Consider the following 15,207-nt stretch of genomic DNA (forward strand, 5'->3'; position numbering starts at 1 on the left):
AATATGTGATGCGTTTTAAAATGGTAAATTAGCATCTCTTCTTATTTTTTAATACTTAGCTTCATAAAAAACTATTACATATGCGTAAATTAAAAAACAGCGAATTAGACCGATTAAGCGTCGCCGATTTTAAAGACACAAAAAAAACACCCATCATAATCGTACTAGACAACATAAGAAGCTTAAATAATATTGGTTCTGTGTTTAGAACTAGTGATGCCTTTTTAATACAAAAAATCTACCTCTGTGGCATAACAGCAACCCCACCACACAAAGACATACACAAAACGGCATTGGGCAGCACCGATACAGTAGATTGGGAATACGCCAAAAACACTCTAGATGTTGTCGCAAACTTAAAAACCCAAGACATTAAAATAGTAAGTATAGAGCAAGCCGAAAATGCAACTATGCTCAATAATTTTTCGCCAAAACCCGACACAACTTATGCATTAATATTTGGCAACGAAGTTAAAGGTGTTGCGCAAGATGTGGTAAATAACAGCGATTATGTGGTTGAAATCCCTCAATATGGCACCAAACACTCATTAAACATAGCTGTAAGTTGCGGCGTAGTAGTTTGGGATATTTTTAGTAAAATGACCTAAATTTCTACCAAACAAAATCTTATTAATTACAATATAAACCATAGAACAAAATATGAATTAGTTTGCTGTAAAAAGGGTATTTTCGCTAATCTACATTACAAATCATGAAAAAAATAACACTCTTTATAAGCTTACTATCTATTTTATGTTTTTATAACTGTAAACAAAAAACAGAAACTTCCCAAACTCCTAATCCGCTTGAAACCATCCCGACAAAAGATCAGGTGGGCAGAGCCGCATTACCCGACACTATCGCAAAGGTAACAGCACCTTTTACAACTGTCGACTTTAAAAAACCTAGTTTTCCAGAACGCAACATAACGTTAAGTCTAGACGCTTTAAACCTGAATACAGAAAGCATTCAAAATGCTATTGATAGTCTTAGCAATCAAGGTGGTGGAACGATAATTATCCCCAAAGGGGAATGGAAAACCGGAAGAATTTCATTAAAAAGCAACATAAATTTACATTTTGAAGACGGCGCTACTTTGCGTTTTAGTACCGACGTTAAAGATTACCAACCAGCGGTGTTCAATCGAGTAGAAAGCCTGGAAGTCATGTCGCTTGCCGCTTGTATTTACGCCAACAATCAAAACAATATAGCCATTACCGGAAACGGAAAATTAATCGGCCCTTTTGATGGCGAAATTAAAGCACGTTCGTACATGAAACCTATAGAAACACTGGTAGATCTTAACAAACCCGCAAACGAGCGCATTCACGATGGCTCGCAAGATGATTGGATTTTTCCTCCAAAATTCATTGCGCCTATAAACTGCAAGAATGTTTACATTGAAGGCATTTCGTTAGAAAACACCGCCTTTTGGAACATTGTTCCTACCTACTGCGATAACGTTATTATACGTGGCGTTTATGTGAATTCGTACGGTATTCCTAGAGGTGACGGCATCGATATCGAATCGTCTAAAAATGTACTTATAGAATATTGCACTTTAAACACTGGCGACGATTGTTTCACCATGAAATCGGGGCGCGGCGAAGATGGCCTAAATGTTAATAAACCAACCGAAAACATAGTGGTACGTTACTGTCTAGCCCAAAAAGGCCACGGCGGGATTACCTGTGGTAGTGAGACTGCTGGTGTAATTCGTAATTTATATGTTCACGATTGTGTATTCGATGGTACTGTAGTAGGCATCCGTTTTAAAACACGCCGCCCAAGAGGTGGTGGTGGCGAACATTTGTATTACGATAGAATTCGAATGAATTTAGAAGCTACAGCTATAAAATGGGATATGTTAGGCACTCCTGCCTATGTTGGCGAATTAGCAGAACGTTTACCTGCTAGACCAGTTAACGAACTCACGCCGTTTTATAAAGACATTGCCATCACCAATCTGATTATTGAAAACAGCACTCACTTTTTAAAAATTTACGGCATCCCAGAATCTCCACTTACCAATCTAACCATCAACAATGTAACCGCAAAAAGCACAGAACTCATGACCTTACATGATGCCAAACACATACGAATTACTAATACAACAATCACAACACCAAGTGCAACTATTGATGCTTTAAACTGTAACGATATTACTTTTAATAATTCAGCAGTTAAGACGGATGCAAAATCTTTTAAAATCCCTAACGATAGTATTTCTTTAAAAGGATTGCGTTTAGAACCCTCTATTTAATGATTACTAATCGCTTTTAAAACCTGCAAATAATCCTCTCGATTTGCCACAAAATCCAGTTCGGATACATCTATAATTTTAACATTCAGCTCGGTTTGATTTTTTAAAAAATCCAAATACCCTGCATGTATTTTATTTAAGTACTCATCTTGTATTTGCTGTTCGTAAGCTCGGCCACGTTTTTTTATATGCTGTTGTAAACGCTCTGTATTTTGATACAAATACACGTACAAATCTGGCTTTGCAATATCTTTGTACATAATATAGAATAGCTTCCGATACAATTTAAACTCGTCTTCCTGGAGTGTTATTTTAGAAAAAATCAAAGATTTAAACACATCGTAATCACTTACAATAAAATCTTTAAACAAATCGAACTGCGCTAAATCGTCGCTTATTTGTTGATACCTATCGGCTAAAAAGGACATCTCTAACGGAAAAGCATACCTACTCGCATCTTCGTAAAATTTGGGTAAAAAGGCATTATCGGCAAAGCGTTCTAATACCAATTTAGCATTAAAATCTTCAGCCATTTTAGTTGCCAAACTAGTTTTACCTGCTCCAATATTCCCTTCAATAGCAATGTAATTATATCCCAAAAAGTTAATACTTAAAGCAGGAATATTTAAACTAGCATCAAACTCCGCTATCACACTATTATCGGTACACTGCTCTAAAAGCGCTTTAACATTTTGCTTCAATACAGGATGAACAAAAGCAGAAGCGATATCATTTAGTGGTTGCAAAACAAATTTCCTATTTTGCATTTCCGGATGCGGCACTCTTAAATGATTTGTATTTAAAACATCATTTTCAAAAAATATAATATCTAAATCTACTTCTCTGGCCTGATAGCCTGAAGCAGAACGTACGCGACCCATTTCGGTTTCAATGTTTAATAATGTCGACATAACTTGTTCTGCTTCCATAGTGGTATTAACACGCAAACAGGCATTCAAAAAATCGTCGCTTTTAAAACCTAAAGATGGCGTTTTATACACTTTAGATACCGCTTCGACTCTTCCAATATTTGCGAATATGCGATCTATAGCATCTTGTAAAAATTGTAAACGATCGCCTTTATTGCTTCCTATAGATATGTAAACCTGTTTTGCCATAACCCAAATAATGGGCAAATTAAAGAAAAGATATTTACTTCGTCTTGTTTTTTTTAGAAGGGATAATTGGTTCGGTTGCACTTCTTTTATTATTACTTTCAAAAAGAACGATTTAAAAATTTAATATGTAGGTTTGTTATTATTTTAAGTTATGATTGAGAAAGACCGAATTTTAGCACATCGTATTTATATATTGCTTGGCGCCTTGTTTATGACCTCGTTAGTGGTATCGAACCTTATTTTTCAAAAATTCTTTTATTGGTATCCATTTAACATCGAATTATTTGGCGCGAAACTTTTTGAAGTTTCTGTAGGCATATTACCCTATCCCATTACCTTTTTAATAACCGATTTAATTAGCGAGATTTATGGCAAAAAAGCGGCTAACCAAGTGGTTGTTACTGGTATTTTTGCTTCGGTTTTTTCTATGCTTATCATTTATGCTTCTAATGCCGTTCCAGCAACCGCGTGGTCTCCTGTTGGCGACAGCACATTTTCCACTGTATTTGGTAGTACAGCTATAGCTGTGTTTGCGAGTATGCTAGCCTATTTATTTGCTCAGTTTATAGACATTCAGATTTATCATTTTTGGAAAAACCTCACTCAAGGCAAACACCTGTGGCTCCGAAATAATTTCTCTACCTTTTTATCGCAATTTATAGACACTCTAACGGTGCTTCTGCTTTTGTGTATTTTTCAAAAAATAGCTTGGGATAAGTTTATCGGACTGTTAATTAGCGGCTTTCTTTTTAAAGTAATAATGGCTGCTCTAGATACTCCGTTTTTATATCTAGGAGTTTATGCTTTTAAAAAACGTTTCAACCTTAAAACAAACCAAGAAATTCATCTTTTTTAGGTCATAACACAACGTACAGAACCTCGTTACGCCTTAGAGCAACCACTTAATTATTCATTTTAAATTAATTAAGTACCGTTTTATTTGGAATTATAAAAAATTCGTTTACATTATTAGGTACGGATTTTAAATACTTAAAGGACAATGAGGCAATTAAAAATTACAAAACAAGTTACCAACAGAGAATCTAAATCGTTAGACAAGTATCTGCAAGACATTAGCAAAATGCCTTTAATTACTGCCGACGAGGAAGTTGAGCTGGCCCAACGCATTAAAGCAGGCGATCAAATAGCTTTAGATAAGCTTACAACGGCTAACTTAAGATTTGTAGTTTCTGTAGCCAAACAATACCAAAATCAAGGATTAACTTTACCCGACTTAATAAATGAAGGCAACGCAGGACTGGTGAAAGCCGCCAAACGTTTTGACGAAACTCGCGGGTTTAAATTCATCTCCTACGCCGTATGGTGGATTCGCCAAGCCATTTTACAAGCATTGGCCGAACAATCTAGAATAGTACGTTTACCCTTAAACAAAATAGGGTCTATTAATAAAATTAACAAAGCGTATTCGTTTTTAGAACAATCGCACGAACGCCCACCTAGCGCCGACGAAATTGCCAACGAGTTAGACATGACCGTTAGCGAAGTAAAACAATCTTTAAAGAATTCTGGCAGACACCTATCTATGGATGCGCCTTTAAAAGAAGGTGAAACTTCGAGTTTATACGATGTTGTAAAATCTGGAGAATCGCCAAATCCAGACAACAATTTAATGCACGAATCGCTTAATTTAGAAATAAACAGAGCTTTAGACACCTTATCGACACGCGAAAGCGATGTTATTAAACTATTTTTTGGCTTAAGCAACGAAGCACCGATGAGTCTAGACGAAATTGGAGAAACCTTCGATTTAACACGAGAACGTGTTAGACAAATAAAAGAAAAGGGCATTAGGCGACTTCGCCATAGCTCTAAAAACAAAATATTAAAAACGTATTTAGGATAATCCTAAAACAAAACACTTTAAAACAAAAAAATATGATAAAGATTATTGTTAAAGATGGAGAACAAATAGACCGTGCTCTTAAACGCTATAAACGTAAACACCGTAATGTAAAGGTGATGCAAAATTTAAGAGACAATCAATTTTACACCAAAAAATCTGTAAAAAGAAGACGAGAAATACAAAAAGCGTCTTACATACAAGGGTTAAGAGATCAAGAAGAAATTTAGAGCCTTATACTGAAAGTTTCAGAAAACAAACTTCATATTTGTTTTCTGAAACTTTACAATTTTAAACCAAACTTATAGACACATACATGCCTTCGTTACCACGAATATTACAAACGGTGTCGTCTTCAAAAATTAAATATTGCCCCTTTATGCCCTTTAAAACCCCTGTATAATCTTGAGTTTTTTCGAAATTTAACGATTTGGGCTTTTTAGGAAACTGCAACACAGGAAATTCTATGGTTGTTTCTTCGTTATCGGTTATAAAATAAGACCGAGCTTCTTCGGGTATAAATACTTTTAATTTTTCTCGCCAAGCAACTAAGTCTTCGTCTTGAATTTCATTTTTTAGCATGGTTCGCCAATTAGTTTTGTCTGACACATGGTCTTTTAAAGCCACTTCGGTAATGCCCGCCAAATATCTATTAGGTACCTCAACAATTTCTATTGCTTCATGCGCTCCTTGATCTATCCAACGCGTAGGCACTTGCGATTTTCGGGTTACCCCAACTTTTACACTGCTAGAATTTGCCAGATATACAATGTGCGGTTGTAACTGCACTTGCTTTTCGTAAGCCAAATCGCGATCTTCTTCATCTAAATGTGCCTTACTCAACTCTGGACTCATAATCCAATCTGCCGCTTGTGGAATATCAAAAAAGCAGCTCTTACAAAATCCTTGTCGATATATTTTTTTATCGAGACCACAATGCAAACACTCATACTTAACAAATTGAAAGCGCAACGTTTTATTTAACAACTGGTTTACGTTTAAAAAGTCGTCTTTAAACACCAAATAATATTGTATTGGCGCTGCATATTCGGTTTCCATTTTTGTAAGAACACCTTGGTAAGTCATAAAAAAAAGTATTATTTTTAGTTCATAAAGATAATGTAAATATGCCAATTCCTTTAGTAAATTCAATTGCTGCTTGGTTTTTAAAAAAGCGTTTTCACCAAATTGAATTATTTTTAAAGTACCCCAACGAAGTACAACAAGAACTCCTTTTAAATTTAATAGACACCGCTAAAGACACCAAAATTGGAAAGCAATACGATTTTTCGAGTATAAAAAATTATAAAACCTTTGCGGAGCGCCTTCCTATTTCGACTTACGAAGACTATCAAGATGTTATTGAGCGTGCACGTGTTGGCGAGCAAAATATATTTTGGCCATCGCCTATAAAATGGTTTGCAAAATCCAGTGGTACAACCAGCGCCAAAAGTAAATTTATTCCTGTAAGCATAGAATCTTTAGAAGAATGCCATTATGCTGCAAGTAAGGATTTATTATGCATGTACCTAAACAATAACGAAAATTCGCAGCTCTTTACAGGTAAAAGTTTACGCCTTGGGGGCAGCAAAGAACTTTATAAAGAAAACGGCACTGTATTTGGTGATTTATCGGCCATATTAATAGACAATATGCCGCTTTGGGCAGAATTTAGTAGTACTCCTAGTAATAGAGTATCGTTAATGAGCGATTGGGAGACTAAAATGCAGGCCATAGTAGATGAAACTATTCAAGAAAATGTAACCAGTTTGGCAGGTGTCCCTTCGTGGATGCTTGTTCTTCTTAATAATGTTTTAGAAACTACTGGAAAACAAGATATTTTAGAAGTCTGGCCGAATTTAGAGGTGTATTTTCATGGCGGTGTAAGTTTTACCCCTTACACCAATCAATACAAAAAACTATTTCCCGACCTCAACTTTAGATACTACGAAATATATAATGCTTCCGAAGGTTTTTTTGCTATTCAAGATCGCAACAATTCCAACGAACTACTACTCATGCTAGACTACGGTATATTTTACGAATTTATACCTATGGATACCTACAACACCCCCGAACAGCGCATTATACCACTTAGCGAAGTAGAGTTACGTAAAAATTATGCTGTGGTAATTACTACAAATGCCGGGCTATGGCGTTACAGAATTGGCGATACTGTTAAATTTACATCGCTTTCTCCTTATCGCATTAAAGTTTCGGGACGAACAAAACATCATATTAATGTATTTGGAGAAGAGCTTATTATAGAAAATGCCGAAGAAGCTCTAAAAAAAGTATGCAAACGTACACATTCGGAAATTGTAGAGTACACAGCGGCTCCCATTTTTATGCAGGGTAAAGAAAAAGGCGCCCACGAATGGATTATTGAGTTTAAAAAAGAACCTGAAGACATAAACTACTTTAGAGAACTCTTAGATAACGCCTTAAAAGCCCTAAATTCTGATTACGAAGCCAAACGCTATAATAACATTACATTAAACAAACCAACTATACATATTGCCAGACAACAACTCTTTTACGATTGGTTAAAAAAGCATGACAAATTAGGCGGTCAGCATAAAATCCCTAGACTATCTAACTCGCGAGAATACATCGATGAATTATTAGGTTTAAATGTAATTTAAACACCTGATATTTAACGGAAATTTCACCCTAAAAATTCACTTCATCGATTAATAGAACACCTATATCTAATATTCAAACAATTCTTTTTTTTATAGCAAGTTTCGGTATATTTTTAACATGCTATTAATCGATTATCTGTTATTTTACAGTAAGTTGCAAGCTAAATTATTCCGTGCAACCAAAACAAAAAACCACTCGTTCGAGTGGTTTTTTCATTTCTATATTTTAAAGATGGCTTATTAAGAAACAGCCTTTAATTTTTTAATTGTGGACTTATTTAATTTCGCCTCTGCATACGCTTTGGTTACTTTTAATTCTTTGTCTTCAGAACTAGGTAACTCAAACATAGCATCTGTTAATACTTCTTCGCAAAGCGAACGTAAACCACGAGCTCCTAATTTATATTCAATAGCTTTTTCAACAATAAAGTCTAAAGCTCCATCTGTTATAGTAAATTGAATATCATCCATCTCGAACAACTTTTCATATTGCTTTATGATAGCATTCTTAGGCTCGGTAAGAATAGATCTTAATGTTTTTGCATCTAGCGGATCCATATAAGTTAAAACTGGCAAACGTCCGATAATTTCAGGAATCAACCCAAAGTCTTTTAAATCTTTAGGAATAATGTATTGCAACAGATGATTTTGATCGATTATATCGTCAGATTTTGAAGCACTGTAACCAACAGCTTGCATATTTAAACGCTTAGAAATATTACGTTCGATACCATCAAAAGCACCGCCTGCAATAAACAGAATATTCTCGGTATTAACCTCTATAAACTTTTGGTCAGGGTGTTTTCTACCTCCTTTAGGTGGTACATTTACAGTGGTTCCTTCTAGCAGCTTTAACAAGGCTTGCTGAACGCCTTCTCCAGACACATCGCGTGTTATAGATGGGTTATCGCTTTTACGTGCAATTTTATCAATTTCGTCTATAAACACAATACCTTTTTCTGCCTTCTCTAAATTATAATCTGCAGCTTGTAACAAACGTGTTAAAATACTTTCTACATCTTCGCCAACGTAACCTGCTTCGGTTAATACTGTAGCATCTACAATGGCTAGCGGCACATTAAGCATTCTTGCTATGGTTTTTGCCATTAGGGTTTTACCTGTACCGGTTTGCCCCACCATCATGATGTTACTTTTTTGAATTTCTATATCATCCTTAGAAGGTGATTGCAATAAACGTTTATAGTGATTATAGACCGCAACGGACATGACTTTTTTTGTTGTTTCCTGACCTATAATATATTCGTCTAAAAACGCTTTTATTTGAAGCGGCTTACGCAGCATTAATTCTGCAGACAAATCGCTATTATCTAATTGCTTAGACTCTTCTAAAACAATACCATGAGCTTGCTCGATACAACGGTCGCAAATATGCGCATCTAGACCTGCTATCAATAAATTGGTTTCAGGTTTTTTTCTTCCACAAAACGAACATTCTAATTCTTCCTTTGCCATAAATTTGTTTAAATTTCTGTTTTAAAAATAGTCGTCCTAGACTACTACTTTAACGTGTTATTAGTTTCTAGCTAATATTTCATCAATCATACCGTATTCTTTAGCTTTATCGGCTTTCATCCAGTAATCACGATCACTATCTGCATACACTTTGTCGTAATCTTGACCTGAGTGTTTGCTTATAATTTTGTATAATTCTTCTTTTAAAGTTATTATTTCTCGTGCTGTAATTTCTATATCACTAGCTTGTCCTTGAGCGCCCCCTAAAGGTTGGTGAATCATAACACGAGAATGTGTCAACCCACTGCGTTTGCCTTTAGCACCTGCACATAATAATACAGCCCCCATAGATGCCGCCATACCTGTACAAATTGTTGCTACGTCTGGCTTAATAAACTGCATGGTATCGTAAATACCTAGTCCAGCATAAACACTACCTCCTGGTGAGTTAATGTAAATCTGAATATCTTTATTAGCATCTGTACTTTCTAAGAACAATAATTGTGCCTGAATGATATTAGCCACTTGATCGTTAATGCCCGTACCCATAAAAATAATACGATCCATCATTAAACGTGAAAACACGTCCATGGCCACAGCATTCATTTGGCGTTCTTCAATAATATTAGGCGTTAAGTTTGTAGGATACATACTGCTCATAATTTTGTTGTAATATGTACTGCTTATACCTTGGTCTTTTATAGCGAATTTTTCGAATTCTTTTCCGTAATCCATAAATGTTATTTTAAATTTAAAATGAATAAAATAGGCGTTGAATACAATTTATTCAACGCCTAAATATAATGATTATTCTTTAAAAGAGTTGACTTATTTGTCTCCGTAAACTTCCTTTACAAAGTCTTCGTAAGTAACTTCTTTAACTTTTAAATTTGCTTTTTCTTTATAAAGATCCAATAATCTTTGACTAACAATTTGTTCTGAAATACGACGTGCCTCGTCTTGATTAGATAAAACTCGAGCAGCGATATCTTCTAATTCTTTATCTCCTGGATTTAACTGACCAAATTGAGCCATTTGCGCTTTAATCATGGTTTTTGCATGATCTTTAATATCATCCATGGTGATTTTAATATCGTTAGCTTCAATTAATTTTCCTTCAATTAATTGATAACGCATACTTTTTTCAGACTTTTCGTATTCTTCTTTAGCCTCGTCGTCGTTTAATTGTTTTTCGCCAGCAGTTTTAATCCATTTTTGTAAAAATTCTGCAGGTAAATCGAATTTAGTCGAGTCTATTAAATATTCGGTTATGTCGTTTAAAAGTTTTTGATCGGCTTGTTGCACGAATTGTTTTTCGGCATCTTCCTTAATCTTATCTTTTAATTCTGTAACGGTTTTTACTGTACCTTCTCCAAATAACTTATCGAATAATTCTTGATCTAAATCGGCAAGTTCGCGTTTGTTAATTTCGGTAATGGTAAATGTCACTTCAATTTCTAATCCATGAGCATCGTCGTGCGATACTTTTAAAGCATGCATTAAATCGTGATCGTCGTTATAAAGTCCTTTAGTTTTTAGGGTAATAACATCGCCTACTTTGGCACCGATAAATTTCTTAGGATTTGTTTTCCCTTTAAATTTATCTAGGGTTAATGTTACTGTGTTTTCGATATCGCGCTCTTCGTTTTTAAACGTCCCTGTAATCTCGCTATCTTCTGCTACAACATCTTGCGACACTAATTTCCCGTATTGTTTTTGGATACGTTCTACCTGCTCGTCTATCATTTTATCGTCTGCAACGATATTGTATTGTGTGATGGCTTTTTTACCTTTTAATTCTACATCGAATTCTGGTGTTAAACCCAATTCAAACTCGAACGAAAATGCTTCAGAATCCCAATCGATACCATCTTGAGCTTTAGGTAACGGCTGCCCTAGAACATCTAATTTCTCTTCGGTTAAGTATTTATTTAAAGCGTCTTGTAATAATTTATTTACCTCGTCTACCAATACTGCTTTACCATACTGCTTTTTAACCATTCCCATTGGCACATGCCCTTTTCTAAACCCAGGAACGTTTGCTGTTTTACGGTAATCGGATAAGATCTTCTCTACTTTATCGCTGTAATCTTCTTTAGCGATATCAACTTTTAACACAGCATTTAATGCATCGATGTTTTCTCTTGTAATATTCATTTTAAATGATATAAAACCCTATGCGGGCATTTAACATTAAACCTTTATCTATTTTATAGCTTTAAAAAGATAAAAAGCTTTTTAATTTTTTTAATTAAAAACGGGCTGCAAAAATAAAACATTTTTACAACCCGACAAAGTTTTTAACGTCTTGTATTTCAGACTATTTTTTATCATCTCCTACAAGACTGTATATTATAGTTTGCAGTATCGTTAGGAGGATACTAAACCAAATTGCTGTCCAAAACGAATCGACGTGAAACCCGCCGACCAATTTACTTGCCAATAGTATAATAACACCATTAATAACCAACAAGAATAACCCTAAAGTTACAATGGTTATCGGAAAGGTTAAGATCGTTAATACAGGCTTTACAAGTACATTTAATATTGCCAAAACTATGGCTACTATAATAGCAGTTACATAACTATCTACATGTACGGCAGATAGCAAATTAGATAACACGACTACTATTAATGCTGTTAAAAGAAATTTGATTATGGTTTTCATACGGTTAAAGTTTTAACCAATTTACAGAATATTTATGAAATAAATTGAATAACAGCACTGTAAAAATCGTCTGGATTTTCTGCATGCAACCAGTGTCCTGCATTTTTTATGGTTACAATTTGCGCCTTAGGGAAATGTTTTTTAATCAAACTTTCGTCGTTGGGTGAAATATACTCCGATTTATCGCCACGTAAAAACAAAGTTTCGCCTTCAAACTTAGCATACGCAGGAAGTGCTTCGCCTACCTCTTCTACCTCTACTTTCAAAACGTCTAAGTTCATACGCAGTCCTAGCTGTCCCTTTTCTACCCAATATAAATTCTTAAGTAAAAACTGGCGTGTACCAAAATCGGTAATATAGCGCCCTAAAGCTTTATCGGCTTCGCCTCTAGTTTTAATTTCCGAAAAATCTAAACTGCTTAAACCCTCTAAAATAGTATCGTGATGTACAGGATAGAATCTTGGAGAAATATCGGCAACCAACAACTGCGATACATATTCTGGATATTTGGTAGCAAATAACATTGCCGTTTTTCCGCCCATAGAATGCCCTAACAACACAATATTTTTAAGCTGTTTGGCATCGCAATACGCTTTTAAATCGTCTACTAAAAGATCGTAATTAAACGCATCGCTATGAAAGCTTCTACCATGGTTACGTTGATCGACCAAATGCACCTGAAACTCTTGTTCGCTAAATTTTGCACCTAAGGTTTTCCAGTTGTCGCTCATTCCTAAAAAACCATGTAAAATAACAAATGGCTTACCCGTTCCTAAAATATTAGAATATAATTGCATCTGGTGTTTATTTCAATTTATTTAAATACATATTTACCACGTTTTCTATACCCAAATACAAGCTTTCGGAAATTAAAGCATGACCTATAGATACCTCTAACAAACCTGGAATATTGTCTTTAAAAAACTTTATATTATCTAACGATAAATCGTGCCCCGCATTAAGCCCCAAACCTAAACGCTCTGCCAAAATCGCACAGTCCGTATAAGGTTTTACAGCTTGGGTGTTTCCTAAACTAAATTGATGTGCAAAGGCCTCGGTGTACAATTCTATTCTATCTGTACCTGTAGCTTTTGCGCCTTCAACCATTTTTAAATCTGGATCTACAAAAATAGATGTCCGTATATTATTGCGTTTACATTCGGCAATAATGTCTATTAAAAAATCTTTATGAGCAATGGTATCCCAGCCCGCATTAGAGGTTATGGCATCGTCTGCATCTGGCACTAAAGTAACCTGCGTGGGTTTAATTTCTAAAACCATATCCATAAACTTTTTAATAGGGTTGCCTTCTATATTATATTCGGTATATACTTCTGGTTTTAAATCGTAAGCATCTTGATAACGAATATGGCGTTCGTCTGGTCTAGGATGAATAGTTACACCTTCTGCACCAAAACGTTGCACATCTTTCGCAAACTGAACCACATTAGGCAAATCGCCACCTCTGGAATTTCTTAAGGTCGCTATCTTATTAATATTTACACTTAACTTTGTCATAAATCCTATTTTAATAACGCAAAAATACAAAGTAGAACAGGCTTATTGTACTATTTTTTAATTAATTTGCAAACACGTAAACTCTAGGCAAAATGAATCTTTCGGAATACATTATTAACGATATAAAACCGCTTTCGGTAACCGATAAAGTGAGCGATATGCAATTACTTTTTAATCAGCTTACTTATTCGCACATCCCTGTTATTAACGAAGAAAATTATTACATAGGCTGCATGTCTGAAGCCGATGCGTATTGTTTTGAAAGCAACAAAGACTTAAAAGAATACAGTTATGCCGCCGAAGGCTTTTTTGTAAGAGAACACACCACTTGGCTAGACGTTTTAGAAGCATTTGCCCAAAATTCGTCTAATATAATGCCCGTGTTAAATGCAAAAAACACCTACATTGGGTATTACGAATTAAACGATATTATAGCACTTTTTAACCAAACCCCATTTTTTGCTGAAGCAGGCGGTGTTTTAATTGTTGAAAAAGGCTTAGACGATTATTCCTTTAGTGAAATTAGCCAGATTGTAGAATCGAACAACGGAAAACTTTATGGGGCATTTATATCTAAAATGGAAAACGACCTCGTACAACTTACTTTAAAAATTGGCAATTCTGGTTTAAACGATATTATACAAACCTTTAGACGCTACAGTTACAACATTATTTCTGGACATGAAGAAGACAGCTACATCGAAAACCTTAAAGACCGATCGGACTATTTAAATAAATACTTAAATATTTAATTATGAAGATCGCCATTTTTGGACAATTTTATCACAAACATTCCGAAATCCCTGTCGAAATTCTTTTAAAACACCTTTTAAAGAAACAAGCAGACATATATATAGAGCGTCATTTTTTCGATCTCATTCACGACGAACTAGAAAACGACGAACCGTATTACGCTTTTAAAACTTTTGAAGTTTTAGACCACACCTACGATTTATTAATAAGTATTGGTGGCGATGGTACTATTTTGCGCGCAGTAACTTTTGTTAAAGAATTAGGCATACCCATTGTAGGTATTAACGCTGGGCGCCTTGGTTTTTTGGCCACCATACCCAAAGAACATATAGAGCAAGCTATAGACGATATTTTAGAAGGCCATTACAACATCTCGGAACGCAGTTTATTAGAAATTTCCACAACTCCCGAAAACAAAACCATCTCCGAAATGAACTTTGCACTTAACGAAATAGCTGTAAGCCGCAAAGACACCACATCTATGATTACCGTAGAAACCTCGCTAAACAACGAATATTTAACCTCGTATTGGAGCGACGGATTAATAATTGCAACCCCAACAGGATCTACAGGATACTCATTAAGCTGTGGCGGCCCCGTTATAACACCAGACACCAACAGTTTAGTTTTAACACCTATTGCACCGCATAATTTAAACGCAAGACCTTTAATTATTACCGACTCTACAGAAATTAAATTAAAAGTAAGTGGTCGGGAAGACAATTATTTAGTTTCTTTAGATTCCAGAATTGCAACCATAGACAACGACACCGTATTAACCATTAAAAAAGCAAACTTCAGTATAAAAATGATAGAGTTATTAAACGAAAGCTTTTTAAAAACCCTTCGAAAAAAACTATTATGGGGAGAAGATAAACGCAATTAAACAATAATCTGTCTGTAATTTA

16 protein-coding genes are annotated in these 15,207 nt (G+C 35.1%); 8 read left to right on the forward strand and 8 right to left on the reverse strand.

The window, feature by feature from the left end:
• Positions 1–80: 80 nt before the first annotated feature.
• Entirely contained in the window at positions 81–608 is a 528-nt protein-coding gene (locus ACR9EA_RS15130; RefSeq protein ID WP_435134883.1) for an RNA methyltransferase, read from the forward strand.
• Between the two features lie 104 nt (positions 609–712).
• Positions 713–2,263, forward strand: a complete 1,551-nt coding sequence (locus ACR9EA_RS15135) for a glycoside hydrolase family 28 protein (protein WP_435134886.1) — start codon at positions 713–715, stop codon at positions 2,261–2,263.
• Here ACR9EA_RS15135 and folK read toward each other — a convergent pair.
• Complete coding sequence (gene folK, locus ACR9EA_RS15140) at positions 2,260–3,381, reverse strand: 2-amino-4-hydroxy-6-hydroxymethyldihydropteridine diphosphokinase (RefSeq protein ID WP_435139900.1); 1,122 nt, start codon at positions 3,379–3,381, stop codon at positions 2,260–2,262. The genes ACR9EA_RS15135 and folK overlap by 4 nt on opposite strands.
• Before the next feature lie 151 nt (positions 3,382–3,532).
• On the opposite strand from folK, the gene ACR9EA_RS15145 reads away from it, so the two are divergent.
• From ACR9EA_RS15145 to rpsU, 3 genes are all read left to right on the forward strand, one after another.
• On the forward strand, positions 3,533–4,237 hold the full coding sequence (locus ACR9EA_RS15145; protein ID WP_435134889.1) for a queuosine precursor transporter: 705 nt from the start codon (positions 3,533–3,535) through the stop codon (positions 4,235–4,237).
• Between the two features lie 144 nt (positions 4,238–4,381).
• On the forward strand, positions 4,382–5,245 hold the full coding sequence (locus ACR9EA_RS15150; RefSeq protein WP_435134892.1) for a sigma-70 family RNA polymerase sigma factor: 864 nt from the start codon (positions 4,382–4,384) through the stop codon (positions 5,243–5,245).
• 32 nt (positions 5,246–5,277) lie between these two features.
• Positions 5,278–5,472: a 30S ribosomal protein S21 gene (rpsU, locus tag ACR9EA_RS15155; RefSeq protein WP_435134894.1), complete on the forward strand. Its 195-nt coding sequence runs from the start codon at positions 5,278–5,280 to the stop codon at positions 5,470–5,472.
• 61 nt (positions 5,473–5,533) lie between these two features.
• On the opposite strand, the gene ACR9EA_RS15160 is transcribed toward rpsU, so the two are convergent.
• Positions 5,534–6,328, reverse strand: a complete 795-nt coding sequence (locus ACR9EA_RS15160; protein WP_435134897.1) for a DUF2797 domain-containing protein — start codon at positions 6,326–6,328, stop codon at positions 5,534–5,536.
• Between the two features lie 41 nt (positions 6,329–6,369).
• On the opposite strand from ACR9EA_RS15160, the gene ACR9EA_RS15165 reads away from it, so the two are divergent.
• Positions 6,370–7,887 (forward strand): GH3 auxin-responsive promoter family protein, encoded by a 1,518-nt coding sequence (locus ACR9EA_RS15165; RefSeq protein WP_435134900.1) that lies wholly within the window; start codon positions 6,370–6,372, stop codon positions 7,885–7,887.
• A gap of 240 nt (positions 7,888–8,127) precedes the next feature.
• On the opposite strand, the gene clpX is transcribed toward ACR9EA_RS15165, so the two are convergent.
• The 6 genes from clpX to ACR9EA_RS15195 form a co-directional block, all read right to left on the reverse strand.
• Positions 8,128–9,360 (reverse strand): ATP-dependent Clp protease ATP-binding subunit ClpX, encoded by a 1,233-nt coding sequence (gene clpX / locus ACR9EA_RS15170; protein WP_435134902.1) that lies wholly within the window; start codon positions 9,358–9,360, stop codon positions 8,128–8,130.
• A 60-nt stretch (positions 9,361–9,420) separates the two neighbouring features.
• Entirely contained in the window at positions 9,421–10,095 is a 675-nt protein-coding gene (gene clpP / locus ACR9EA_RS15175) for an ATP-dependent Clp endopeptidase proteolytic subunit ClpP (RefSeq protein ID WP_435134904.1), read from the reverse strand.
• A gap of 93 nt (positions 10,096–10,188) precedes the next feature.
• On the reverse strand, positions 10,189–11,517 hold the full coding sequence (gene tig / locus ACR9EA_RS15180) for a trigger factor (RefSeq protein WP_435134907.1): 1,329 nt from the start codon (positions 11,515–11,517) through the stop codon (positions 10,189–10,191).
• A 163-nt stretch (positions 11,518–11,680) separates the two neighbouring features.
• Positions 11,681–12,028: a phage holin family protein gene (locus ACR9EA_RS15185; protein ID WP_435134910.1), complete on the reverse strand. Its 348-nt coding sequence runs from the start codon at positions 12,026–12,028 to the stop codon at positions 11,681–11,683.
• 32 nt (positions 12,029–12,060) lie between these two features.
• Positions 12,061–12,825, reverse strand: coding sequence for an alpha/beta fold hydrolase (locus ACR9EA_RS15190; RefSeq protein WP_435134913.1), 765 nt, complete (start codon positions 12,823–12,825; stop codon positions 12,061–12,063).
• Between the two features lie 7 nt (positions 12,826–12,832).
• Positions 12,833–13,546 (reverse strand): pyridoxine 5'-phosphate synthase, encoded by a 714-nt coding sequence (locus tag ACR9EA_RS15195; RefSeq protein ID WP_435134916.1) that lies wholly within the window; start codon positions 13,544–13,546, stop codon positions 12,833–12,835.
• Positions 13,547–13,638: 92 nt separating this feature from the next.
• Between ACR9EA_RS15195 and ACR9EA_RS15200 the strand changes: the two genes are divergently transcribed.
• Positions 13,639–14,298: an acetoin utilization protein acuB gene (locus ACR9EA_RS15200; RefSeq protein WP_435134918.1), complete on the forward strand. Its 660-nt coding sequence runs from the start codon at positions 13,639–13,641 to the stop codon at positions 14,296–14,298.
• Positions 14,299–14,300: 2 nt separating this feature from the next.
• Positions 14,301–15,185, forward strand: a complete 885-nt coding sequence (locus ACR9EA_RS15205; protein WP_435134921.1) for an NAD kinase — start codon at positions 14,301–14,303, stop codon at positions 15,183–15,185.
• Positions 15,186–15,207 lie beyond the last annotated feature (22 nt).

Origin of the sequence: Formosa sp. A9 (assembly GCF_051200825.1) — a bacterium.
Lineage (GTDB): Bacteria > Bacteroidota > Bacteroidia > Flavobacteriales > Flavobacteriaceae > Formosa.